The 23,423-nt window shown below is 72.2% G+C and carries 21 protein-coding genes and 2 pseudogenes; 10 read left to right on the top strand and 13 right to left on the bottom strand.

The window, feature by feature from the left end; all coding sequences use genetic code 11:
• Window positions 1-25 precede the first annotated feature (25 nt).
• Complete coding sequence (locus tag ACYVF7_RS28835; protein ID WP_460346924.1) at window positions 26-724, bottom strand: TetR/AcrR family transcriptional regulator; 699 nt, start codon at window positions 722-724, stop codon at window positions 26-28.
• Window positions 725-844: 120 nt separating this feature from the next.
• Here ACYVF7_RS28835 and ACYVF7_RS28830 point away from each other — a divergent pair, with 120 nt between their 5' ends.
• Window positions 845-1,957, top strand: coding sequence for an FAD-dependent oxidoreductase (locus ACYVF7_RS28830; protein WP_460346922.1), 1,113 nt, complete (start codon window positions 845-847; stop codon window positions 1,955-1,957).
• 12 nt (window positions 1,958-1,969) lie between these two features.
• Here ACYVF7_RS28830 and ACYVF7_RS28825 read toward each other — a convergent pair whose 3' ends face one another.
• Entirely contained in the window at window positions 1,970-3,142 is a 1,173-nt protein-coding gene (locus ACYVF7_RS28825) for an FAD-dependent oxidoreductase (RefSeq protein ID WP_460346920.1), read from the bottom strand.
• Window positions 3,143-3,277: 135 nt separating this feature from the next.
• Window positions 3,278-4,135, bottom strand: coding sequence for a helix-turn-helix transcriptional regulator (locus tag ACYVF7_RS28820; protein ID WP_460346918.1), 858 nt, complete (start codon window positions 4,133-4,135; stop codon window positions 3,278-3,280).
• A gap of 104 nt (window positions 4,136-4,239) precedes the next feature.
• Between ACYVF7_RS28820 and ACYVF7_RS28815 the strand changes: the two genes are divergently transcribed.
• Window positions 4,240-4,977 (top strand): SDR family oxidoreductase, encoded by a 738-nt coding sequence (locus ACYVF7_RS28815; RefSeq protein WP_460346916.1) that lies wholly within the window; start codon window positions 4,240-4,242, stop codon window positions 4,975-4,977.
• On the opposite strand, the gene ACYVF7_RS28810 is transcribed toward ACYVF7_RS28815, so the two are convergent.
• The 8 genes from ACYVF7_RS28810 to gcvPA all read right to left on the bottom strand — a co-directional run bounded on the left by ACYVF7_RS28810 (window position 4,965) and on the right by gcvPA (window position 12,878).
• Complete coding sequence (locus ACYVF7_RS28810) at window positions 4,965-5,276, bottom strand: YciI family protein (protein ID WP_460346914.1); 312 nt, start codon at window positions 5,274-5,276, stop codon at window positions 4,965-4,967. The two genes, ACYVF7_RS28815 and ACYVF7_RS28810, sit on opposite strands and share 13 nt — an antisense overlap.
• A 68-nt stretch (window positions 5,277-5,344) precedes the next feature.
• Window positions 5,345-6,220 carry a LysR family transcriptional regulator gene (locus ACYVF7_RS28805; RefSeq protein WP_460346912.1) on the bottom strand — a complete coding sequence of 292 codons (876 nt, stop codon included), beginning with the start codon at window positions 6,218-6,220 and terminating at the stop codon, window positions 5,345-5,347.
• A gap of 198 nt (window positions 6,221-6,418) precedes the next feature.
• Window positions 6,419-7,264 carry a TIGR02452 family protein gene (locus tag ACYVF7_RS28800; protein ID WP_460346910.1) on the bottom strand — a complete coding sequence of 282 codons (846 nt, stop codon included), beginning with the start codon at window positions 7,262-7,264 and terminating at the stop codon, window positions 6,419-6,421.
• A 114-nt stretch (window positions 7,265-7,378) separates the two neighbouring features.
• Complete coding sequence (locus ACYVF7_RS28795) at window positions 7,379-8,020, bottom strand: GntR family transcriptional regulator (RefSeq protein WP_460346908.1); 642 nt, start codon at window positions 8,018-8,020, stop codon at window positions 7,379-7,381.
• Between the two features lie 45 nt (window positions 8,021-8,065).
• Window positions 8,066-8,827: an SDR family NAD(P)-dependent oxidoreductase gene (locus ACYVF7_RS28790; RefSeq protein ID WP_460346905.1), complete on the bottom strand. Its 762-nt coding sequence runs from the start codon at window positions 8,825-8,827 to the stop codon at window positions 8,066-8,068.
• Between the two features lie 15 nt (window positions 8,828-8,842).
• The gene (locus ACYVF7_RS28785; protein ID WP_460346903.1) at window positions 8,843-9,949 is read right to left on the bottom strand and encodes an ATP-NAD kinase family protein; all 1,107 of its coding nucleotides are present in this window, start codon (window positions 9,947-9,949) and stop codon (window positions 8,843-8,845) included.
• Window positions 9,946-11,520, bottom strand: coding sequence for an aminomethyl-transferring glycine dehydrogenase subunit GcvPB (gene gcvPB / locus ACYVF7_RS28780; protein ID WP_460346901.1), 1,575 nt, complete (start codon window positions 11,518-11,520; stop codon window positions 9,946-9,948). Before gcvPB ends, ACYVF7_RS28785 begins: the two co-directional genes overlap by 4 nt.
• Window positions 11,517-12,878 (bottom strand): aminomethyl-transferring glycine dehydrogenase subunit GcvPA, encoded by a 1,362-nt coding sequence (gene gcvPA, locus ACYVF7_RS28775; protein WP_460346899.1) that lies wholly within the window; start codon window positions 12,876-12,878, stop codon window positions 11,517-11,519. Before gcvPA ends, gcvPB begins: the two co-directional genes overlap by 4 nt.
• Before the next feature lie 101 nt (window positions 12,879-12,979).
• Between gcvPA and ACYVF7_RS28770 the strand changes: the two genes are divergently transcribed.
• From ACYVF7_RS28770 to ACYVF7_RS28750, 5 genes and pseudogenes are all read left to right on the top strand, one after another.
• Window positions 12,980-14,311, top strand: coding sequence for an ABC transporter substrate-binding protein (locus ACYVF7_RS28770; protein WP_460346897.1), 1,332 nt, complete (start codon window positions 12,980-12,982; stop codon window positions 14,309-14,311).
• 4 nt (window positions 14,312-14,315) lie between these two features.
• The gene (locus ACYVF7_RS28765) at window positions 14,316-15,260 is read left to right on the top strand and encodes a carbohydrate ABC transporter permease (protein WP_460346895.1); all 945 of its coding nucleotides are present in this window, start codon (window positions 14,316-14,318) and stop codon (window positions 15,258-15,260) included.
• Window positions 15,257-16,102: a carbohydrate ABC transporter permease gene (locus tag ACYVF7_RS28760; protein WP_460346893.1), complete on the top strand. Its 846-nt coding sequence runs from the start codon at window positions 15,257-15,259 to the stop codon at window positions 16,100-16,102. The genes ACYVF7_RS28765 and ACYVF7_RS28760 overlap by 4 nt, the downstream gene beginning before the upstream one ends.
• Window positions 16,099-18,108, top strand: coding sequence for a beta-galactosidase (locus ACYVF7_RS28755; RefSeq protein WP_460346891.1), 2,010 nt, complete (start codon window positions 16,099-16,101; stop codon window positions 18,106-18,108). The genes ACYVF7_RS28760 and ACYVF7_RS28755 overlap by 4 nt, the downstream gene beginning before the upstream one ends.
• Window positions 18,109-18,138: 30 nt before the next feature.
• Window positions 18,139-20,278: pseudogene (locus tag ACYVF7_RS28750) on the top strand (MGH1-like glycoside hydrolase domain-containing protein).
• A 40-nt stretch (window positions 20,279-20,318) separates the two neighbouring features.
• Here ACYVF7_RS28750 and ACYVF7_RS28745 read toward each other — a convergent pair.
• Window positions 20,319-20,885: a GNAT family N-acetyltransferase gene (locus ACYVF7_RS28745; RefSeq protein WP_460346889.1), complete on the bottom strand. Its 567-nt coding sequence runs from the start codon at window positions 20,883-20,885 to the stop codon at window positions 20,319-20,321.
• A gap of 402 nt (window positions 20,886-21,287) precedes the next feature.
• Here ACYVF7_RS28745 and ACYVF7_RS28740 point away from each other — a divergent pair, with 402 nt between their 5' ends.
• Window positions 21,288-21,608, top strand: coding sequence for a hypothetical protein (locus tag ACYVF7_RS28740; RefSeq protein WP_460346887.1), 321 nt, complete (start codon window positions 21,288-21,290; stop codon window positions 21,606-21,608).
• Between the two features lie 333 nt (window positions 21,609-21,941).
• Here ACYVF7_RS28740 and ACYVF7_RS28735 read toward each other — a convergent pair whose 3' ends face one another.
• Window positions 21,942-22,313 carry an SbtR family transcriptional regulator gene (locus ACYVF7_RS28735; protein WP_460346885.1) on the bottom strand — a complete coding sequence of 124 codons (372 nt, stop codon included), beginning with the start codon at window positions 22,311-22,313 and terminating at the stop codon, window positions 21,942-21,944.
• Between the two features lie 190 nt (window positions 22,314-22,503).
• On the opposite strand from ACYVF7_RS28735, the pseudogene ACYVF7_RS28730 reads away from it, so the two are divergent.
• Both ACYVF7_RS28730 and ACYVF7_RS28725 read left to right on the top strand, forming a co-directional pair.
• Window positions 22,504-22,668, top strand: a pseudogene (locus tag ACYVF7_RS28730) (alcohol dehydrogenase catalytic domain-containing protein); the annotation flags it as partial.
• Entirely contained in the window at window positions 22,648-23,331 is a 684-nt protein-coding gene (locus ACYVF7_RS28725) for a zinc-binding dehydrogenase (RefSeq protein ID WP_460358164.1), read from the top strand. The pseudogene ACYVF7_RS28730 and the gene ACYVF7_RS28725, both read left to right, overlap by 21 nt.
• Window positions 23,332-23,423 lie beyond the last annotated feature (92 nt).

Raw genomic sequence — 23,423 nt, 5'->3', positions numbered from 1 at the left:
TCGACCGTGCCGGGGTGCAAGCCTGTCAACCGGGCAGGTGCAGAGCGGTGATGCCGGTGAGGACGAGATCGATCCCGGCGAGGAACTGCTCGCGGTCGTCGTGCTCGCGCAGCTGGTCCGCGATGGCGCGGGCGAACGGGTAGTCGTCGGGGTCGAGCTCTTCCCACGCCGTCGATACGGCGTCGAGGAACTCGGCGCGGTCCACACCGGGCTCGGGAACGCGGGCGTTCGCGGCGTTCTGGCCGGCGGCGCCGAGGATGTAGTGCACCAGCGCCGAGGTCGCCGTGAACCAGCCGGCCTCGGGCACGTCGAGCGCGCGGACCTGGCGGCCGACGCTTTCGAAGATCCGCGGCGTCACCGGTCCCCCAGGGCTGCGGGAGAGCTGGACGGCGAGCTGCGTGGCGAGCCACGGGTGTTCGTCGATCGCGTCGAACAGGCCGAGCGCGACGGCGCGGATCGCCTCCTGCGGCGAGCCCGGAGACTCGGCGGGCTCGATGGCCAGAGCGGCGGCGACGACGGCGTCGGTGGCGGCACTGAGCAGCTCGCCCTTGTTCGCCACATGCCAGTAGATCGCCCCGGGCCCGGTCGCGAGGCGCTCGGTCAGCGCCCGGAACGTCAGCCCGCCCTCGCCGTCCGCGTCGAGCAGCTCGACGGCGGCCTCGACGATGCGCTCGCGGGAGAGCGCCTCTGTGCGCCGCTGTGACCGGCGTGTCCGCGTTGCCATGCCGCCATCTTGACATGTCTGGAGCGCTGTTCCAACATGGAGCGCCGTTCCATGTTGGAACGGCGTACCAGAGTGCTCGGCCGGAGTTCACCGGGCGGCCTCGATCCCAAAGGAGCCACGATGCGCACTCCCGTCACGATCATCGGCGCCGGACTCGGCGGCCTCACGCTCGCCCGCGTCCTGCACGTCCACGGAATCCCGGCCACGGTCTACGAGGCGGAGGCCTCCCCGACGGCGCGCACGCAGGGCGGGCTGCTCGACATCCACCCCTGGAACGGCCAACCGGCACTCGAGGCGGCCGGCCTGACCGAGGGGTTTCGCGAGCTCATCCTGGAAGGCCGCGAGTCCTATCGGGTCCTCGACCAGAACGGGACCGTTCTGCTCGACCGGCCCGACGACGGCACAGGCGAGCGTCCCGAGGTGCCGCGCGGCGAGCTCCGGCGGCTACTGCTCGACTCGCTGCCGCACGGCACCGTCCGGTGGGGGCACAAGGCCGGCGGCGTGCGGGCCCTCGACGAGGGCCGCCATGAAGTGAGCTTCGCCGACGGCACCACCGTCGTCACGAGCCTGCTCGTCGGCGCGGACGGCGCGTGGTCGCGGGTTCGTCCGTCGCTCTCCGACGCCGCCCCCGAGTACGTCGGCTTCGCGGTCGTCGAGACCTTCCTGTTCGACGGTGACACCCGCCATCCCGCCACCGCGAAGGCGGTCGGCGCCGGGTCGCTCTTCGCGCTCGCGCCGGGCAAGGGGATCCTGGCTCACCGGGAGAGCGGCGGGACCCTTCACACGTATACGCAACTGCTGAAGCCACAGGACTGGCTCGCCGATGTCGATCTCAACGATGCCGCGACCGTGACCGCGCGTGTCGTCGGGGAGTTCGACGGCTGGGCCCCCGAGCTCACCGCCCTGATCACCGACAGCGACACCCCGCCGGTCCTGCGCCGCCTCTTCACACTGCCGGTCGGGCACCGGTGGGATCGTGCGCCGGGGGTGACACTGCTCGGCGACGCCGCCCACCTCATGCCGCCGAACGGCGAAGGCGCCAACCTGGCCATGCAGGACGGCGCCGAACTCGGCAAGGCCATCGCCGCGCACCCCGACGACATGGAGGCCGCACTCGCCGAGTACGAACAGGCAATGTTCACGCGCGCAGCCGCCGAAGCCGGAGACGACGACATCTACCAGGTCATGTTCGGCGATGACGCACCCCACAGCATGGTCGCCATGTTCAACTGACCCGCCACCGGCTCAGAGCCGGTCGCTGACCCCTCGGATCAGCCTCCCGAACGACCAGGTCGCCAGGGCGTCAGGGATGGCCGCGGTCAGACGCAGCGCGGTCTCGCTCTGCAACACGGTCCGCGGCCCGGCGGTCGCGAGGCTCCGGGTGGCCGCCGCCGAGGCCAGCCTGGCCTGCCGCCGGCGGCTCTTCCCGTACGAGCGCAGCGCCGCGGCCGGATCCGGGCCGGCGCCTGTCGCGGGGTCGGCGTCCGCGAGGCCGCGCAGCAGCGCCGCGACGTCTTCCAGCGCTTGGCCGGCGCCCTGCGCCAGGATGGGCGGCATCGTGTGCACCGCGTCGCCGATCAGGGCGCACCGGCCGTGCCCCCATCGGCGCGGAACACGGTGCCGGTGGTGCGGGAAGAGTTCGATGTCCTTCTCCGACAGGGCCTCCAGCAGCTCGGGGACGGGGGAGGCCCACGCCCCGAACCGCGCCCGGAGCGCGGCGAGCGCGCGGTCCGGGCGGTCGGAGCCGTCGCCGGGCCGCCACGGGACGTCGATGAGCCACTGCAGCAGGCCGTCGCCCGCCGGGCTCAGCCCGACGTCGCCCTGGCGTCCGAGGAACAGCAGAGCGCGGGAGCCGAGCTCGAAGGGCTCCGGGATCAGGCCCTGCCAGGTGGCCGCACCGGTCGGCGCCGCGTCCGTGCCCGGCCCGGAGCCGAAGACCGCCGCGCGCACCCGGGAGCGTCTGCCGTCCGCGCCGATGACCAGGTCGCCCGAGTACTCCGCGCCGTCCTCGGTCTCGACCCGCACGGTCCGGCCGTCGTCGTGGAGGCGGGCGAAGCGGGCGCCGAACCGGACGGTGTCCTCCGGCAGTCCCTCGGCGAGCCGGGCGAGCAGCGACCGGCGGGGGATCACCATCGTCGGAGCGCCCAGCCGGGCCTCCAGCCGTTCGGCGTCCAGCACCATCAGCGGGCGCCCTCCGGCGCTCCGGACGTCGACGGCGCCGATACGCCGCCCCGCCCCGTCGATCCGTACGCCGAGATCGCCCAGAACCGCCATGCCGTTGTTCCAGAGCGTGATCGCGCAGCCGCCGTCGCGCGGGACGGGCGCCCGTTCGAGCACGGTGACCGCATGCCCGGCGGCGAGCAGTCCCCGGGCCGCCGCGAGCCCTGCGATCCCCGCCCCCACGATGAGAACCCGCATCCCCAGCACATCCTCTACAGCTAGTAGTACTACACGTTGTAGAGTATGAATGATCGCGAGGCAAGGGTCCGGCTCGATCCGGCCATACCGTCACCCGAACCCGCGGGCGCCGTTGGTCCCTCAGCGCGACGGGACTCAGGCCTCCCGGACGCTGAGGTCCTGGGTGCCGACCACTCTGAGCAGGCGCAGCGCCTCATGCGACGGCGTGCCCGGCGCGGCCGTGTAGAAGATCGTCCACTGATCGCGGTGCGGGTCGTGCAACGCCTCGCAGTCCAGGTCCAGCCACCCGACGAGGGGATGGCGCAGCCGCTTGCTCGCCGAGCGGCGGACCTCGACGTCGTGCTCGGCCCACAGCCCGCCGAACTCCGGGCTGGCCGCACGGAGCCGCCCGACCAGGCGGCGGATCCCCGCGTCGCGGGGGTAACGGGCCGCCGCCGCGCGCAGATCGGCGACCGACTCCCGGGCGAACCGCCGCGCGCCCTCCTCGTCGTGCCGGGCGCGGGCCTCAGGGTCGGTGAAGAACCGCCAGATCAGGTTGCGCTCGCCCGGAGGCAGGCGGGAGAAGTCGCCCAGCAGGGCGGCCGCCATCGCGTTCCACGCCAGGACCTCGTAGGTGGCGTCGCACACCAACGCCGGGGTGTCGTCGAGCCGGTCCAGCAGGTGCAGCACCCCGGGCCGTACGTCGCGGACCGGCCCCGGCGGCAGGCCGGGCACCTCCCCGCCCAGGTGGTACAGGTGGTCGCGTTCGTCGTCGGACAGCCGCAGCGCCCGGGCGATCGCGGCGAGGATCTGCCGCGACGGCCGCGGGCCCCGGCCCTGCTCCAGGCGGATGTAGTAGTCCACCGACATGCCGGCCAGCTGCGCGACCTCCTGCCGGCGCAGGCCGGGAGTGCGCCGGCGCGGCCCGCTCTCCAGCCCGACGTCGGCCGGGCGGACCCGGGCGCGACTGCGCCGCAGGAACGCGGCCAACTCCGCTCGGTCGAGTTCGCTCACGCTCCCAAGCGTGCCCTACCTGCGACGCCGCGACCATGGGACCGCTGATACCAGCCTCGGCGAGGCTCTCCCGGCCGCATCGCCCGGCGGCCAGGGTGAGGGCCATGACGGACCACAAGAAGATCGTTCTGATCACCGGCGCGAACAAGGGCATCGGCTTCGCCGCCGCACGCGAGCTCGCACGGGCCGGGCACACCGTCCTGCTCGGCGCCCGCGACCACGGACGCGGCACCGCGGCCGCAGACGAACTGGCCGGGCAGGGCCTCGACGCCCGCTTCGTGCACCTCGACGTGACCGACCCGGAGACGATCGCGGCGGCGGCCCGGTTCATCTCCGACACCTACGACCGGCTGGACGTCCTGATCAACAACGCCGGCATCAGCCGCGACCGGCCGCACCCGCCGGCCGAGCTGCCCGTCGCGGCGCTGCGCGAGGTCTACGAGACCAACGTGTTCGGGGTCGTGGCCGTCACGAACGCGATGCTGCCGCTGCTGCGCAGGTCACCGGACGCCGTCATCGGCAACGTCTCCAGCGGGCTGGGCACCGTCGCGTTCCTCACCGACCCGGACTCGCCGCTGTGGCGGTACGCGAACCTGCTCGCCTACAACTCCTCCAAGGCCGCCCTGAACGCGATCACCCTGATCTACGCCAACACGCTGCGCGAGACCGGCATCAGGGTCAACGCCCTGTCCCCGGGCTTCTGCGCCACCGACCTGAACGGCCACACCGGTCACATCAGCGCCGAGGAAGGCGGGGCCCACATCGCCCGCCAGGTCACCCTGCCCGACGACGGCCCGACGGGTGTGTTCCTGAGCGAGAACGGCGGGACCTACCCCTGGTGACGCCCCGGCCCGTCTGAAGGAGCGAGGCCGGGCAGCGCCCAGCGGGTCGGCTCGATCTCGATCACCTCGTAGGCGACCGCGCCGGTCTCCAGGAACGGGTCCTCGGCGATGATCTCCTCGACCGCCGTACGAGAGGCGGCGCGAGCGAGGATGACCCCTCCGACGCGGGGTACCCGGCGACCGGTCAGCAGGAAGGTGCCGGCCGCGACGTGCCGGTCGACGTACGCGTAGTGGTCGGGCAGGACCCGGTCGAGCCGATCCAGGGCCCCATCGCGGTAGTTGAGCATCAGCAGGAACATGCGGCCAGGTAAACCGACGCCGGCGCGCGGCGTCCACGAGGTGCCGCCTCACGCGGATGAGGCGGCGCCTAACGGGCCAGGCGGCGGGCGATGTCGGCCGGTCCGGAGTGAGGCACGTCACCGCCGGAGGGAGGGACGTCACCTGGCCACGCCAGGGCGTACCGCAGCCGCGGCGGCTCGGCGGCCAGCGGCCGCCACACGAGCCCGGGCCCGTCATCCCAGGCCGGTCGCAGCGCGACGATCGGGTCACCGCAGGTCAGCTCCGCCAGCACGATGGCGCGGCGGGCCCGTACGACCCGCGGCCGTGGCCGCCACCCCGCGCGATGACAGGCCGCCAGGACGTCGTCGTGATAGCCGGGTGCCAGGCCCCGCCGGAACCACAGCAGCTCCTGCCCGCCCAGATCCGCCCAGTCGATCACCGTACGGGCGGAGAGCGGGTGCGCGGCGGCCATCAGCACGCCGAGCGGCTCGTCGTGGACCACCGCGGTGACCAGCCCGCCGGTGTCCTCGGCGGGAAGCGTGAGCAGGCAGCAGTCCAGCTCCCCGTTCCGTACGCGGGACGGCTGGTCGCCGCTGGGCAGGTCCTCGAACCGCAGCGGAGCACCACGGGCCGCCTCCCGGAGCCGGCTCGGCAGATCCGGCGGCACCCCCGGCGGGACGCCGATCACGCACGCGCGGACCGGCGCCGCCGCCTCGCGGACCACACGGGCGGCACGTGAGGCCGCGGCGAGGGTGCGGCGCGCCTCCGGCAGCAGCGCGTCACCGGCCGGGGTGAGCGACATGCCGCCCGGTGTCCGGTCGAACAGCCGCGTGCCGAGCTCGCGCTCGAGCGCGCGGATCTGCTCGCTCACCGACGGCGAGCGCAGGCCCAGCCGCTCGGCGGCGCGCCCCAGATGCCGCTCGTCGGCGACCGCGCAGAAGTACCTGAGCTGCCGCAACTCCACGCGGCGAGGGTAGCCGACCGGCCGCCGGCCGAGGTCCGAGCCAGGCCGACGCCTTCTGCCGCTAGGGGCGCTGCCCGGGGACGTTGGTGACAGGCGGCACAGCCAGGGCGCGGCGCGCGGGGAGGCCGATGCCTTGACTGCGCTGGACTCGACGGCCGACGCCGACCCGTCCTGGCGCTGACCGCGGTCGTGGGGCGCTCAGCCCGGATGCGGTGTCTCGGCCGCGAAACGGGCGGTGAACGCCGCGCGGTTGGCCGAGTCCGGCTTACGGTCCCAGACCGCGAAGACCACGTGGTCGAACACCGCGTGGAACTCCCCGCCCGCCGTCAGATGCGCGTGGAACGCCTCGGCGACCTGCTGCGGATCGTTGCGGAACACCCCGCACCCCCACGCGCCCAGGACCAGCCGGCGCGCGCCATGGTGGGCGGCCACGGCCAGCACCCGCCGCGCCCGCTCGTGCAGCACCTGCGGGAGCCGGTCCCGTACGGCCGGATCCCGGCGCACCGCCTCACCGGCGTTGGGGGCGGGACAGGTCAGGAACGACACCGGATACGGCTCGGCCAGCAGCTCGCCGTCGTCGCCGCGGTGCACCGGAACGTCGGGCGACCAGATGACGCGGTGGCTGTAGAGCAGGTCGGTGGAGGCGCGGTGTGCCTCGTAGTAGTCCGGGGCCCGCAGCAGGCACGGATACAGCAGGGAGTGACGGCACAGGTCCTCCTCCTGTGCGCGGGCGCCGCCGAGGTAGCCGCCGCCGGGGTTGCGGGCCGAGGCGAAGTTCAGCACGGCGATCCGGCCGGTGCCGGTGAGGTGGAGCCGCCGGGCCGCCTGCAGGCTGCCCTCGGCGGTCACCTCGACGCGCGTCCGGTCCCCGCCCTGCGGGGGAGGGGGCGCTATCCGCTCGTCGGCGGGGTGACTCACCGTGCCCGCCGTCGCCGCCTCCAGCGCGGGGCCCACGACCACGACGGTGCCGTCGGGCATGGTGTACCGGCCGTCGGCGGCGATCTGCGCGTTGTCCGCCGCGTACCGGCGCAATCTGCTACTCACGGGCCGTGATCGTACGTTGTGCGGGCCGGCGCGATCGACTCGTTTTCCTGTCCCCTCGGCCGGAGAACCACCGTCAGAGGGGCCGACCGACCGCGTCGGCCGACTCCCGGAGCGTCAGGGGTCGAGGCGTTCGAGGATGCGCTCCATGCCGCTGTTCCAGTTGACCTTCAGCGCGACCACCGCGCCGTCGATGTCGCCGGCCTGGAGGCACTCGGCGATCCGCTCGTGTTCCTCCGCCGACCGCTCCAGCACCTGCTGGTCGCCGATGATGACGCGTTCGTACCGGCGCATGGTCAGCTTGAGGGAGGTGATCAGGTCCATCAGGCGCTCGTTGGGGCAGCCGGACAACATCAGGTCATGCCAGGCGTCGTCGTAACGCTCGAGCACGGCGTACTCCGCCTCCGGCGCCGAGAACGCCCGCGCCTCCTCCAGCAGGCGCGGCGCGATCGAGGTGAGGAACTCCGGCTCGGACAGCTCCAACGCCAGGGACTCCATGCTCGCCACGATCGTGGTCAGGTCGCGGAACTCCTGCGCGCTCATCGGGGCGAACCGGAACCCGCGGCCGCGTTCGCTGACGATGACGCCCTCGCGTTCCAGGCCGATCAGCGCCTCCCGCAGCGGGGTGCGGCTCACCCCCAGATCCGTCGCCAGGACGGTCTCGTTGATCGGCTGGTCGGGGTCGAACTCACCCCGCCCCAGTCGGTCGAGGATCTCGTCCTTGATCTGTTCGCGCAACGGACGGCGCTCGATCGGCATCTGGTTATCATCCCTTCTCCGGGGGCCGGCGATCAGGTCCAGCGGTCAGGCGGTTCCGGCCCCGTCGACGGCGATGACCGCGCCGCTGACGAACGACGCGGCGTCGCTCGCCAGGAACGCCACGGTCCGCGCGATGTCGCCGGGCGTGCCGATCCGGCCGAGCGGACGGTCGGCGGCCTCCTCGTAGAAGGCCTCCAGCGAGCCGCCGAGCTGCCGCGCCTCCTCGGCGAGCATGCCGGTGGCGGTGTCGCCCGGGCAGACGCAGTTGACCCGGATGTTCGCCGGACCGTGGTCGATGGCCATCGCGCGTGTCATGTTCACGACCGCGCCTTTGGACGCGCAGTACGATACGGCGTCCGCGCCGCCCCTGATGCCCCAACCCGAGCCCGTGTTGATGATGCTTCCGCCGCCGGCGGCCTCCATCAGCGGGATCGCGTGCCGGCTCAACAGCATGATCGACTTGACGTTCACGGCCATCACCCGGTCCCAGTCGTCCTCGGTGATCCCGCACACGGTGGAGCGCCGGATGATCCCGGCGTTGTTGAACAGCACGTCGACGCCGCCGAAGGTGTCCCGGGCGGTCGCGATGACGCGCTCGCAGTCGGCCGCGTCGGACACGTCGCAGCGGACGAACACCGCCCGGCCGCCGGCCGCGATGACGGCCTTCTCCGCCTCCGCCCCGGCCGTCTCGTCCACGTCGGCCAGCACGACGACGGCGCCGAGCTCGGCCAGCAGCTCGGCCGTGGCCCGGCCGATGCCCGACGCGGCACCGGTCACGACGGCCCGCTTGCCCGCAAGATCGATCATTCTTCAGGTCCTTCCTCAACGGATGGGGTACATGGCGGAGCGCCCGTGCCCCGTCAGCACGGGCCGGTGGCCCGTGAGCTCGCGATCCAGGTCCTCATCGCCGGTGTCGACGAGCAGGGGCCGGCCACCCAGGGCGGCGAGCTTGGCCTCGGTCGCCACGACCAGCAGGCGGTCCACCCCGACTGCGCGCAGCACGGCGGGGGAGATCTGCTGGTTGCCCCGGCCGAGCAGGAAGCCCTGCCCGCCGATCGGCGTCACGGCCACCCACGCGGGCGTCGCCCGGACGAGCTCCTCCAGTCTCGCCGCCGAGACGTCCGCGATGACGAACCGCCCGTCCCGGTCCAGCACGTTCACCCCCATGACGGGCACGTCGGCGCCGAGCGCGGCGGCGACGGCGCGCATCGTGCCGCCCGGGCCGAGCACGAGCGGCTCGCCGGGGCCGAGCCGCCGGCGCAGCTCGGCGGCGATCCCGACGACGGACGCCGGCGAGGTGACCGAGCCGCCCACCTTGCGCTGCTGGATCCGGACCGGGACGTCCGGCACCCGCAGGTGGCCGTACAGCCGGGCCGAGACGCGGCCCTCGCGCACCGCGTCCTCGTCCAGGTCCATCACCTCGGCGTCGCGAAGCGCCGTGCCACCGGCCGCCATCAAAGCGGCCGCCTCGCCGGCGGCACGCGGGCCGACACCGAACACCGCCGAGTGCATCTTCACGCCGGTCGGCACGCCGAGGACCGGCACCGACGCGCCGACCGCGTCCAGGACGTCGCGGGCCGTGCCGTCGCCCCCCGCGAACAACAGGAGGTCCACCTCGCCGGCCAGGACGGCGGCCGCCGCCTTGGTGTCGGCCGCCGTGGTGGGGAAGCCCGGCCCGTACGCGACCTCGGGCCGAAGCCCGGCCGCGGTCACCGCGTCGGCGCCCATCGCGCCCGCGGCGGTCCGGACGGTCAGGCCGGCACCGAGCCGCGAGCGCAGCTCGGCCAGCGCGAGGGCGGCCCGCTCGCCCGCCCGGGGCGTCGCGCCCAGGGCGCGGGCCCGCTCCTGAACGTCCACGCCGTCGCTGCCCTTGAGGCCGACCCGGCCGCCGAGCCCGGCGACCGGGTTGACGACCAGCCCGAACCTCATTCGCCCAGGATCTTCCGCCGGTAGGCGCGCCAGGTGACCGCCCAGGTCTCCGGGTCGTCCAGCGTGTCCTCCCGGACGCGGTGCACGGTCGAGTTGTGCGGAGCGGTCCGCACGGTCTCCGGCTCCTCGTACGCCTCGCGGGCGACCTCGGCCAGGATCGCCGCGTACTCGTCCAGGTCCGCCTTCGAATAGGACTCGGTGGGCTCGAGCGTCATCGGCTCCGGCACCACGAACGGGTGGTGGCTGGTCCAGTAGTGCGTGCCGAAGTCGGCGGTGCGGTAGCCGATGTCCTCGGTGTGCACGCCGGTCTCCTCGGCCAGTTCCGCCCAGCTGTAGCGGACCTGCTCGATCCGCCGCCGGCCCGCCGCGTACGGCGCGGACGCGCCGCGGATCTCCAGGACCTTCTTCATCAGGTAGTTGTTGTTCAGCACGGCGACCTCGGCGGCCTCCCGCAGACCCTCCGCGCCGAGCGACATGATCCAGGCGTAGGCGCGGACCAGGTTCGGGACCACGCCGTAGAACGGCCGGATCTTGCCGACCGACTCGGGCCGGTCGTCGTCGAGGTGGTAGCGAGTGCCGTCGAACTCCACGGTCGGCGTGGGCAGGAACGGCGCCAGCGCCTCGCTCACACCGCAGGCGCCCGCCGCCGGCCCGCCGCAGGCGTGCGGCGTCGAGAACGTCTTGTGCAGGTTGAAATGACACAGGTCGAAGCCGGCGTCGCGGGCCCGGGTGATGCCGAGGATGCCGTTGGCGTTGGCCTGGTCGTAGGCGCACAGGCCGCCCGCGTCGTGGACGATCCTGACGAACTCCTCGATCCGCGGATTGAAGATCCCGGTGTCCTCCGGGTTGGTGATCAGCAGGGCCGCCGTGCGGGGGCCGACGGCGGCTTTCAGCGCTTCGATGTCGGGGTAGCCGTCGGCGTCCGGGTACAGCGTGATCACCTTGAACCCGGCGGTCTTGGCGCAGGCGGCGTTCGACGGGTGGGAGAAGATCGTGGTGATCACCTCGTCCCGCTGCTCGAGTTCGCCGCGGGCCGCGAAGTACGCCCGGATCATCGCGACGTTCGTGTAGATCGCCGCCGAGCCGGCGCCCGGCTGCAGCGAGACCCGGTCCATGCCGGAGATCTCCCGCAGCAGCCGCTCCAGCCGGTAGATGATCTCCAGCACGCCCTGCACGGTCCGCTCGTCCTGCAGCGGGTGCAGGTCGGCGAGCCTCGGGTCGCGGACGAACCGGTCGTTGACCTTCGGGCTGTACTTCATCGTGCAGGTGCCCTGGCCGACGTCGATGTTCAGGTCGACGCCGAGGTTCTCCTGCGACAGCCGCAGGTAGTGCCGGAGCACGTGCAGCTGGGACAGCTCCGGCAGGGCAGGTGCGGCCACCCGGCGCAGCCCCTCGGGCAGGCTGTCGTCGAGGGGAACCTCCGGCTCGGGCACCAGCACGCCGCGCTCGCCGGGGCTGCTCAGCTCGAACAGCAGCGGCTCGTCCCAGCGGGCCTGATGGAAGCGGCGCAGCGGCGGCTTCGGGCCGATTTTCGCGTCGGCGGCGGTCACGGTGGCGTGGTCGGTGTTCACTTGGAGATCTCCTGCAGGGCGGTGGCCAGGCGGTCGATGTCGTCTTTGCCGTGAACCTCGGTGACGCAGTACAGGGCGTCGGTGGGCGACAGGACACGGCCGCCGAAGATGCCGCGTTCCAGCAGCGCGTCGCCCACCTCGGCGGCCGTCCGCGCCCCGGCGAAGCGGACGGTGAAGTCGGCGAAGTGCGGCGCGTCGGCGTACGGCACCTCGACGCCGGGCACCTCGGCCAGCCGGCGGATCGCGTACCGCGTGTTCGCCATGATCGTCTGGCCGATCTCGCGCATGCCCTGCGGGCCCATGAGCGCGAGGTACACCCCGGCGGTGATGCCGTTGAGCGCGGCGGCGGTGCCCACCCACTCCTTGCCCTCCTCGCGGAGCGCGAAGGAGGTCCGTTCGTAGGCCACGTCGCCGAAGCCGTACTCGCCCTCGACGGCGGTGGGCGCCAGGCCGAACAGCCGGGAGGGGAACTCGGCGACGAACCGCTCCTCGTCGTGCGTGGCGATGAACCCGCCGTTCAGGCCGCCGTAGGCCAGGTGCAGCCCGAGCGGCTGGATGTCGCCGCAGGCGATGTCGGCGCCGTACGCGGCGGGCGGCGCGACGACGCCGAGGGAGATCGGGTTGCATCCGACGACGTACAGCGCGCCGGCGTCGTGCGCCAGGCGGCCCAGTTCCGGTAGCGCGGGGTCGACGATGCCGAGAAAGGAGGGCGCCTCGGCGTACACCGCCGCGACGTCGCCGGCCGCCAGCTCCGCGCGCACGGCGTCCAGGTCGGCGCGGCCGCCGGCGCCGACGGGGACGACGACCACGTCGTGCACGGGACGCACGTAGTCGTCGATCTTGGAGAGCTTGTCCGGGTCGGGGGCGGTGACGAGCAGCAGGCGGCGGCGCCCGGTGATCCGGCCCGCCATCCGCAGCGCGGTCGCGGACGCCTGGAAGCCGTCGTAGGCCGGCACGTTGACGACGTCCATCTCCAGCAGCTCGCCCATCAGCGACTGGTACTCCCACAGCGCCTGGAAACGGCCGTGGTCCTCGTACGGCTCGCCCGCGTAGGCGGTGAGGAACTCACTGCGGTTGATCACCTCGTCGACCACCGCCGGCACGTGGTGCCGGTAGCAGCCGGCGCCGAGGAAGCTGAGCGCCTCGTGGGTGCCGGTGTTGCGGGCGAGCAGGGCGCCGACGTGCCGGACCAGCTCCGCCTCCGAACGCAGCGGGGCGGGCAGGTCCAAGGGGCGGCGCAGCCGGATGCTCTCGGGCACGTCGGCGTAGAACTCCTCAGTGCTCGCCGCCCCGACCGCCGCCAGCATCGCCTCTTTGATCGCCGGCACGGAGTTGGGGATGTACGGATGAACGCTCACAGGCGCCCTCGCTTTCGAGTTTCTCGTCGCACCCTCTTGACGAAAGCACATGATGCAGTGTGCTGTATACAGCATTCTTCATACCAGTCCTGGGAGGCAAGATGGCGACGAGCCTGAAACGGCGGTCAGTGTTGACCGCCGGATTCGCCGGCGTGATGTCGGCACTGCTCACGGTGAGCGGCTGCGCCACCGGAGGGGCGCCCCGCAAGCCGGGCCCCGCGCTGAAGTCGGGCTCGGCCGCCGCGCTCAAGGGCGAGGTCACGGTGTGGTCGTGGGACGTCGCCGCCAAGGCGCTCAAACGGCTCGCGCCCGCCTTCGAGCAGCGTCACCCCGGCGTCAAGGTCAAGGTCGTCGACATCGGCTACGACAACGCCTACGACAAGATCACCGTCGGCATGCGGTCCGGTCAGGGCCTCCCCGACGTGCTCACCGTCGAGGGCGACAAGCTGCCCAGCTACATCGGCAACTTCCCGCGCGGGCTGTACGACCTGACGTCCCTGGCCGGTCGCTACAAGTCGAGTTTCGCCCCCGCGACCTGGGCGAACGTCACCGACCAGCAAGGCCGGGTGTTCGCACTGCCGTGGGACAGCGGCCCCTGCGCGCTGTTCTACCGCACGGACCTGTTCCAGCAGGCCGGCGTCGACCCGGCCTCCATCCAGACCTGGGACGACTACGTGCGCGCCGGCGAGCAGATCAAGGCGAAGACCGGCAAGAAGCTGCTCGTGATGGACCCCGCCGAGGACAGCACGTTCCCGATGATGCTCCAGCAGCAGGGCCAGCGGTATTTCAAGGACGGCAAGGTCGTCGTGGCCGACCAGCAGGCCGTCCGCGCCGCGACGCTGCTGAAGACCCTCGCCGACAAGGGCCTGATCGACTTCGAGAAGGGCTGGGACGGCCTGGTCGCGGCCACCAAGTCCGGCAAGGTCGCCACCACCCCGTACGCCGTGTGGTGGTCGGGCACGCTCACCGACGAGATGAAGGAGCTCAAGGGGAAGTTCGGCGTCGTCCCGCTGCCCGCCTTCGATCCCGGCGGCGTGCGCACGTCCAACGACGGCGGCTCGACCCTCGCGGTCGCCGGCCAGACCAAGAACCCCCAGGCGGCGTGGGCGTTCGTCGAGTTCGCGCTGGCCGACAGCGCCAACCAGGCGTCCATGCTGAAGAACGAGGGACTCTTCCCGGCCTTCCTGCCCGCGCTGAACGACCCGTACGTCAGCGGCCCGCAGGACTACTACGGAGGCCGGCCGGTCTTCAAGACCTTCGCCGACCTGGAGAAGACCGTGCCGCCGGTGGAGTACACCAAGGACGGGTCGAAGGCGGCCGACATCGTCAACGGCACCATCTCCGGCATCGTGCTGCACCACGACGATCCGCAGAAGGCCCTGAACTCGGCGGCCCGGCAGATCGCCGCCGCGACCGGCCGACCGGTGGCGTAACGCCGTGACCGTCGACGTGACACGAGAGGCCGTGCGCGCTCCGGCCCCGGCCGGGCCACGGCCCGGACGGGGCCGAGGACGGCGCGGCCTGCCACGCATCACTCCGTGGATCTTCGCCGGGCCGGCAGCCGCGCTGTTCGTCCTGTTCTTCGCCTATCCGCTGCTGGCGAGCGTCTACCAGAGCTTCACCGCCGACCGCGACGGCGTACAGACGTGGGTCGGGCTCGCCCAGTACCGGCGGATGCTGCACGACCCGGTGTTCTGGGCGTCACTGCGCAACACCGGGCTGATCCTCATCGTGCAGGTGCCCATCATGATCGGCTTGGGTCTGCTGCTGGCGTACGGGCTGAACCGGTCGTGGCTGCGGTTCCGGTCGACGTGGCGCGTCGTCTACTTCCTGCCGGCCGTGACCATGCTGGTGGCCTACTCGGTGGTGTTCCGGGTGCTGCTGAAGACCGACGGCGGCATGGTGAACCAGACGCTGCACGCCGTCGGCCTGCCCGGGGCGGACTGGCTGAACAGCCCCGGCTGGGCCCGGGTCGCGCTGATCGGCTCGATCACCTGGCGGTGGACCGGATACAACGCGATCATCCTGCTGGCCGGGCTGCAGGGCATCGGCCGCGAGCAGTACGAGGCGGCGGCCATCGACGGCGCGGGCGCGTTCACGACGTTCACCCGGGTGATCGTCCCGCAACTGCGGCCGGTGATCCTCTTCTGCTCGGTCACCTCGACTATCGGCACCCTGCAGCTCTTCGACGAGAACTACGTGCTGACCAAGGGCGGACCGGGCAACGCCACGATGACGCCCGTCCTCTACCTGTACAAGGTCGGCTTCGAGCAGCTCGACTTCGGCTACGCGGCCGCCATCGCCTGGGTCGTCGTCCTGCTGATCGGGCTGATCTCCTTCGTCCAGTTCCGCTTCCTTGGAAAGGACCGGTCGCGCCGATGACCAGCCCGACCCGGACCCTGCGCCCGCGTCTGCTCGGCCGCGTGGCCGGCTACCTGTTCCTCACCGCCGGCGCGGTGGTCAGCGTCATCCCGTTCTACTGGATGGTGGTGGCCTCCACCCGGGACAACGCCGAGCTGTTCCGCTCACCGCCGCCGTTCCTGCCGGGCGGGCGGCTGCTGCACAACCTCGTGTCGCTGCAGCACTCCATCGGCTTCACCCGCGTGATGGCCAACAGTCTGGGCATCGCGGTCGTCTACACCGTGCTCAGCTCGCTGATCTCCGCGATGTGCGGGTACGGCCTGGCGAAGTACCGCTTCCGCGGCCGCGGGCTGCTCCTCGGCCTGGTGCTGGCGACCATGATGATCCCGTTCCAGGTGCTGCTCGTGCCGCTGTTCCAGATGATGTCGAACCTCGGCTGGATCGACACCTACCAGGCCGTCATCATCCCGTTCCTGGCCAACTCCTTCGGTATCTTCCTGATGCGCCAGGCGTTCCTGGACTTCCCCGACGAGCTCATCGAGTCGGCCCGCATGGACGGTGCCGGTGACCTGCGGATCTTCTACCGGGTCGTGCTGCCGGTGGTGCGCCCGCAGCTCGGCGCCCTGGCCATCTTCACCTTCATGAGCCAGTGGAACGCCTTCCTGTGGCCGCTGCTGATGCTCAACACCGAGGACAAGTACACGGCGCCGGTCGCGCTGTACACCCTCGTCGGGCAGAGCCACGTCGACTACTCCGGGCTGATCCTCGGCTCGTTCCTGGCGACGCTGCCGCTGATGCTCGTCTTCTTCGTGTTCCAGAAGCAGTTCGTGTCCGGGCTGCTCGGAGGGGCGGTCAAGGGATGACGCGGACGAACGACCGCCTGACCCGGATCCCGGGCCTGCTGTACGGCGGCGACTACAACCCCGAACAGTGGCCGGAGGAGGCGTGGGAGCAGGACGTCCGGCTGATGCAGGAGGCCGGCGTCAACCTCGTCACCGTCGGGGTGTTCTCCTGGGCACGGCTGCAGCCCGGACCCGGCAGCTGGGACTTCGGCTGGTTCGACCGGCTGCTGGACCTGCTCGCCGGGCATGACATCGGCGTCGACCTGGCCACCGCGACCGCGTCGCCGCCCGCGTGGCTGGTCCGCGCGCACCCGGAGATCCTGCCGGTCACCGCCGAGGGCGTTCGCCTGGAATTCGGCTCGCGGCAGCACTACTGCCCGTCCTCACCGGTCTACCGGCGGGCCGCCGTACGTCTCGCGCGGGCGATCGCCGAGCGGTACCACGACCATCCCGCGCTCGCGCTGTGGCACGTCCACAACGAGTACGGCGACCACGTGACCGAGTGCTTCTGCCCCGTCTCGGCCGCCGACTTCCGGCGCTGGCTGCGGGAGCGGTACACCGGCCTGGCGGCGCTGAACGCCGCGTGGGGCACCGACTTCTGGTCCCAGCAGTACGGCGCGTGGGAGGAGATCGAGCCGCCGCGCGCCGCACCCGGCCCGGTCAACCCGACCCAGGTGCTGGACTGGCGGCGGTTCTGCTCCGACGCGCTGCTCGCCTGCTACCGGGCGGAGAAGGCGGTGCTGGACGAGGTCCGCGGCGACATACCGGTGACCACGAACTTCATGTCGATGTTCAAGGCACTGGACTACTGGGCGTGGGCGGCACAGGAGGACCTCGTGTCCGACGACGCCTACCCCGACCCGGCCGACCCGGCGGCGCACGTCGGCGCGGCGCTCAACTACGACCTGATGCGCTCGCTCAAGGGCGGACGGCCGTGGCTGCTGATGGAGCAGGCACCGTCGGCGGTCAGCTGGCGGCCGGTGAACGTCCCGAAGACCCCGGCGCTGCAACGCCTGTGGTCGCTGCAGACCGTCGCGCGCGGCGCCGACGGCGTCCTGCACTTCCAGTGGCGGGCGTCGCGGGCGGGCGCGGAGAAGTTCCACAGCGCGCTGCTGCCGCACCGGGGCGTCGCGTCGCCGCGCTGGGCCGGCACCGTACGGCTCGGCCGGGAGCTGTCCCGTCTCGGCGAGGTCGCGGGCACCCGGCTGACCGCCGACGTCGCCATCGCCTTGGACTGGGACTCCTGGTGGGCCCTCGAACTCGACGAGCACCCCTCGGCCCGGCTGCGGCTGCGCGAGCTGACCGCGTCGTGGTACGCCCCGGTCCATGCCCGCAACGTGACCGTCGCCTTCGTGCCGCCGGGGGCACCGCTGGACGGCTACCGCGTCGTTCTGGCCCCCAACCTCTACCTGGTGACCGAGGAGACCGCGCGGTGGCTGGCCGCCTACGTCGAGGACGGCGGCCGGCTGGTCTGCGGCTGCTTCAGCGGCGTGGCCGACGAACACGACCACATCCACGACGGCGGCTGCCCCGGCCCGCTGCGCGACGTGCTCGGCGTGGCCGTCGAGGAGTTCTGGCCGATCGCCGACGGGGAGACGGCCGGGGTCGCGCTCGGCGACCGTGTCGTGCCGGCGACGTTGTGGAGCGAGTGGCTGACCGCGACGACGGCCGAGGTCGTCGGGGCGTACGCCTCCGGCCCGTTGGCCGGCCGCCCGGCGGTCACCCGCAACGCCTACGGCTCGGGCCACGCCTGGTACCTCGGCTGCCATCTCGGCGCGGACGTCGGCATCGTCCTCGACACCGCCTTCGCCGACGCGGGCGTAAGGCCCGTACTGGAGGCCCCGGACGGCGTGGAGGTCACCCGCCGCGACGGCCCGGACGTCTCCTACCTCTTCCTGCTCAACCACGCCGGCACGGAGACGGAACTGCCCGTGCCCGACGGGATCGAGCTGCTGACCGGCACCGCTGTGCGGGGCACGCTCCGGCTGCCCCCGCTCGGGGCGGCGGTGCTCAAGACGGCCCGCTGACGGCCGCTCCTCTCCCCACGAAAGGTGATCATGCGTCGATCGCTGCATGCCCTGGCCGGGTTCTCGCTCGGCTCGGCCCTCGTCGTCACCGCCCTTCCCGCCGCGTACGCCGCGCCGCCACCGGCCGGATACGCCGACGTGCTCGACCTGCACGGCGTCCCCTCGAACGCCCTGCCCGCCGACGTCAACGACATCAACGTGTTCGCCGACCGGGGCGCGTGGCACGCCTACGCGCTGCCGAAGGACCCGTCCACCTACGGCGGCTTCACCGGGCCGATGTACATCGCCCAGGAGTACCCCTGGTGGCTGAGCAAGGCGTTCTCCCGCCTCCGGCTGCGGGAGAACGGCCGGGACATCGACCTGGCCGCCGCGAAGAAGCCGGTGCTGACCGCACTGCCCGGCCTGCTGCGCCAGTCGTACGACCTGCCCGGGCTGCGTCTCACCCTGGAGTTGCGCTTCGGCAGCGACCGCAGTGCGCTGGTGCGCGCGTACCTGGAGAACACCGGCGCCGCCGCGCGCACGCTGGAGGTCGGCTGGACCGGTGCCCTGCTGCGGCCGGACGCCGAGCCGATGCGCAGCGCCCCGTCGCTGCACGCCACCGGTCAGGGCGTCGCCGTCGACTTCGCCCGTGTCCGGCGGACGTGGGACTACCTCACCGACGGCACCGAACGGTTCGAGGTCACGCACGCCGAGCCGGTCCGCACCACCGTCACCGGCGACTCCTACGTCACCGAGCTGGCCCGCCCGCGCACCGTCGCGCCGCGCCGCACCACCGCGCTGACCTGGACCGAGACCTACACCTTCACCGCCGCCGAGCGAAGCCGGGAGGCGGCGGCCGTCCGCGACCTGCTGCGCCGGCCGGAGCGGGCCATCGCCCAGGACGACGCGCGCTGGCGCGGCTACGTGACGGCCGCGACGCGGGGCGTGCCCGCCGAACGGCGCCCGGCGGTGGTCAAGTCGGTCGAGACGCTGATCACCAACTGGCGAGGCGCGGCCGGCATGCTGAAGCACGACGGCATCACCCCGTCCATCTCCTACAAGTGGTTCACCGGCGGGTTCTGGGCGTGGGACACCTGGAAGCAGGCGGTCGGCGTCGCACGCTTCGCCCCCGCGCTGGCCGAGTCGCAGATCAAGTCGATGTTCGACTACCAGGTCCGCCCCGACTCGCCCACCCGCCCGCAGGACGCCGGGATGATCCCCGACTGCCTCTTCTACAACGACCCGGCGCGCGGCGGCGGCAACTGGAACGAGCGCAACTCCAAGCCGCCGCTGGCCGCCTGGGCGGTCTGGCAGGTCTACCGGGCGAACGGCGACACCGCGTTCTTGAAGGAGATGTATCCGAAACTGGTCGCCTACCACGACTGGTGGTACCGCGACCGGGACCACGACCACGACGGCCTGGCCGAATACGGCGCCACGGTCGACCCGGCCAACGACAGCCCCGAGGAACGGCGGCAGGCGGCGGCGTGGGAGAGCGGCATGGACAACGCCCCGCGCTTCGACGCCGCGCTCGGCACCACCGTCGTGGAGAACCGCGACGCGAACGGCCGGGCTGGCCGGCTACTCGCTGAACCAGGAGTCGGTCGACCTCAACTCCTACCTCGTCGCCGAGAAGCGCTACCTGGCGGCCATCGCGGCACGGCTCGGGCACCGCGACGACGCCGCCCGCTACACCGCGCAGGCCCGGACGCTCGCCGCGGCGATCCGGACCAAGATGTACGACCCGGCGACCGGTTTCTTCTACGACACCGATCTGGCCACCGGCCGGCGGCTGGTGGAGCGGGGCCGGGGCATCGAGGGCGCGATTCCGCTGTGGGCCGGGGTCGCCGACGGCGGCGAGGCCACGCGGGTCCGGGCCAGGCTGACCGACCCCGCGGAGTTCGCCACGAAGGTGCCCTTCCCGACGGTCGCCAAGAGCTCACCGTACTTCGACGCGAAGGAGTACTGGCGCGGTCCGGTGTGGCTGGACCAGGCGTACTTCGCGCTGGCCGGCCTGCGCCGGTACGGCTACGGCACGGACGCCGCGTCCGCCGCGGACCGGCTGTGGCGGTCGGCCGACGGTCTGCTCGGCGACCGCCCGATCATGGAGAACTACGACCCCCTGACCGGGGAACCGTTGAACTCCACGAACTTCAGCTGGTCCGCCGCGCTCCTGCCCGGCATCGCCTGAAACCGGCGTCCCCCGGCGGCCTGCGCGGGGGATCCTGCGTCTACCCGGCCTGGCGGGCCCGCCACTCGTCCTCGAGCATCGCGTAGATCACCTCGTCGGTCCACTCGCCCTTGACCATCTCGTTCTGCACCAGGTGCGCCTCGCGGCGCATGCCGAGGCGCTCGAGGACACGCGCCGAGGCGGTGTTGCGGCCATCGAGGCGGCCCACCACGCGGTGCAGACCCAAGCCCTCGAACCCCAGGCGCAGCATCACCACGGCGGCCTCGGTCGCGTAACCGCGGCCACCGTGGTCGGGGTGGAAGATGTAGCCGACCTCGCCCTGGCGGTGCTCGCGGCTGGTCCAGAACAGCACGACGTCCCCGACGAGCGCGCCGGTCTCCGGAGAGACCACCGCCAGCTGCAGCGCGTCGCCCTCGTCGGCGAGCATCGACGAGCGGATCTTCTTCTCCAGGGCCTCGCGGACCTCGTCGCGGTCGCGGGCGTCCCAGTACAGGTAGCGCGCCACCTCCGGCCGCGAGTGGATGTCATAGAGGGCGTCGAAGTCGTCGAGGGTGTAGGGGCGCAGATGAAGACGCTCGGTGAGGATCGGGTAGTCGGGTTTCAGCACTACTCGATCCTAAGAGTGCCCTCCCGCCGAATGACGCATCGCCGTGACTCGGGAACAACGGCCTCGACGCGGCCCGTGCCGCGCCGGGACGCGATCAGGAGTAGGCCCGTGAGCAGCAACCGAACGGCCAACGCTGGTGCCGCCTCGCCGGCTGGCGGACCTGGCCAAGTACGGGATGCGGGCGGACGCCTCACCGATCCGCCGCCATCCAGACGGTCGGCGGCTGGCGACGCTGCTGGCCACGGTCCGGCACCTGGAGGCCAAGTCGGTCGACGGCACCCTCGAACTGCTCGACCTGCTGATGGCCACCGAACTGTTGAACAAGGCGCAGACGGCGGCGAACAGGGAGAAGATCCGCGCGCACCCCAAGCTCGCCAGGCTTCGGCCCGGCTGGCGGTGGCGGTGGAGGCGCTGTTTGACTCCGATTCCTGGGGCGGGCAGGAGGAGGAGCCGAGGGCGGCGGAGGTGTGGGAGGCGATCGAGGCGATCGTGTCCTGCGCGGAGCTTCGGGCGGCGCTGGCCACGGTGAACTCCAGTGTGCCGCCGGCGGATGCGGCCGAGCCCGGCGACTGGTGGGGCGAGCTGGTCGGCCGGTACACCACGGTGTCGGGTTTTTTGAAACTGCTGCCGAAGGTGATCGAGTTCGGCGCGAACGCCGAGGGCGCCGCGGTCCTTGGGGCGATGCGATGCTGCCGGACGTGTTGGCCTACCGCAGCCGGCTGATCAACGTGATCACCGCCGTCGGCCAGTTCCAGCGCGACCTGCAAAACGAACTGACCGCCGAATGATCGCCGCGGCCGAAGCCGAAGGCCGCTACCGCGGCCGGCCACCCACACTCACCGGAGAGCAGCTCGAAGAAGTGCGGGCGGCTTTCCGTGACCAGGGCGCCTCGACCGCGGGTCTCGCGCGTGAGCACGGGGTGAGCCGAGTCGCCGTGCGCACCGCACTGGCCGACCTGCTGCCCGACCCAAGGACCCCGGGTATGAGTAGTTGCGGTACAGAAAGTGTCGCTGAGATTGATCTTGGTCGGCTAGCACTGGCCGCCTCGATCCGGGCTTAGGCCGGCCGGGCGGCGGGCCGGAGGCCGTCCATCAGGAGGTTCAGCAGGCGACTGGCCTTGGCTTCATGCTTGGGCCGGGGGGCCACGGTAAAGATGCCGATGAGGGAGGCGGCGATGTCTTCGGCGGTGACGTCGGAGCGGAGGTCGCCCGCCGCACGGCCAGCGTCGAGAATCGTGGTGATGGCCGTCAGTAGCTCGGTCCGGGTCTGTGCATGGGCGATCTCGCCCGACTCGATCATCGCAAGCAGCGTATCGAGCATGCCGTTCTTGGTCGCGATCCAGTCCCCGAACAAGTCCATCCAGCGCCGCATCGCCGCAGCCGGGGGCAACTGGCCGAGCAGCTCGCGGGCGCCGGTCGTCAGCCGCACGACCTGGTCCCGGTAGACCGCATCGACCAGCGACTCGCGGGTCAGGAAGTGCCGGTAGAGCGTATATGCAGGAACAGAGCGATCAACCGCCGACGGGCAGGAGCAGGGCGGTCCGGCTCGATTCGTTCGGCGGCCCCGAAGTCCTGGACATCCGTGAGATTCCCGCGCCGCAGGCCGCCCGGGACAGGTCCGTGTGCGGGTCACTGCCGCCGGTCTGAACCCGATGGACTGGATCATGACCGCCGACGCGGACACCGCCGCCCGGTTCGGCTTGAGCCTCCCGGCCGGGTTCGGGACCGACTACGCGGGAGTGGTCGACCAGGTCGGTGACGGGGTGACCGGCTTCGCACCTGGCGACCGGGTGTTCGGGGGCGCCCTGTCACGCGCGGTCGCCGACTTCGTGGTGATCGACCCGGCCGGGGGGATCGCGGCGAACGAGGCCCATCACACCCCCGACGGCGTCGACGACCGCACCGCCGCCACCCTCGCGATCGCCGGCCGCACGGCATCCGCCGCCCTCGCCGTGGTCGACCCCGGCCTGAACGACACAGTGCTGATCGGCGGCGCGGCGGGCGGGGTCGGGGTGTTCGCTGTCCAGCTGGCCCGGATCGCAGGAGCGCGCGTGATCGGGACAGGATCGGCGACATCGTCCGATTTCCTGCGCGATCTCGGAGCCGAGCCGGTCGCCTACGGTGACGGCCTGGCCGACCGGGTCCGAGCCCTCGCTCCCTGCGGTGTCACCGCCGCCATCGACCTGCACGGGACGGAGACAGTGCACGCCGCAAGGGAACTCGGCGTCCCGGACGGCCGCATCTGCACCATCGCCGCGCAAGTCGACGGCGTGTCGACGGCCAACGGCGCGAACGCGGCTCTCGGCGCCCTGGAAGAGGTCGCCCGCCTGGTCGCGGCGGGCCAACTACGGGTGCCTATCGCGGCGAGCTTCCCGGTCGAGCAGATCCGCCGCGCGGCCGAGCTCCACGGCCGGCACGTGCACGGCAAGGTCGTCATCGACCTCTAGATCAAGGCCGTCGTGACGATGAACGCGATGTCGTCATCACTGATCAGGCGCGGACGGCCTCCCGCCCACTGCTCCCCGCCCCCGCCGAGGCC

The sequence above is a fragment of the Actinoallomurus acanthiterrae genome (genome assembly GCF_054775715.1).
Note: the sequence above shows the minus strand (reverse complement) of the source record. Positions and strands in the feature narration are given on the sequence as shown.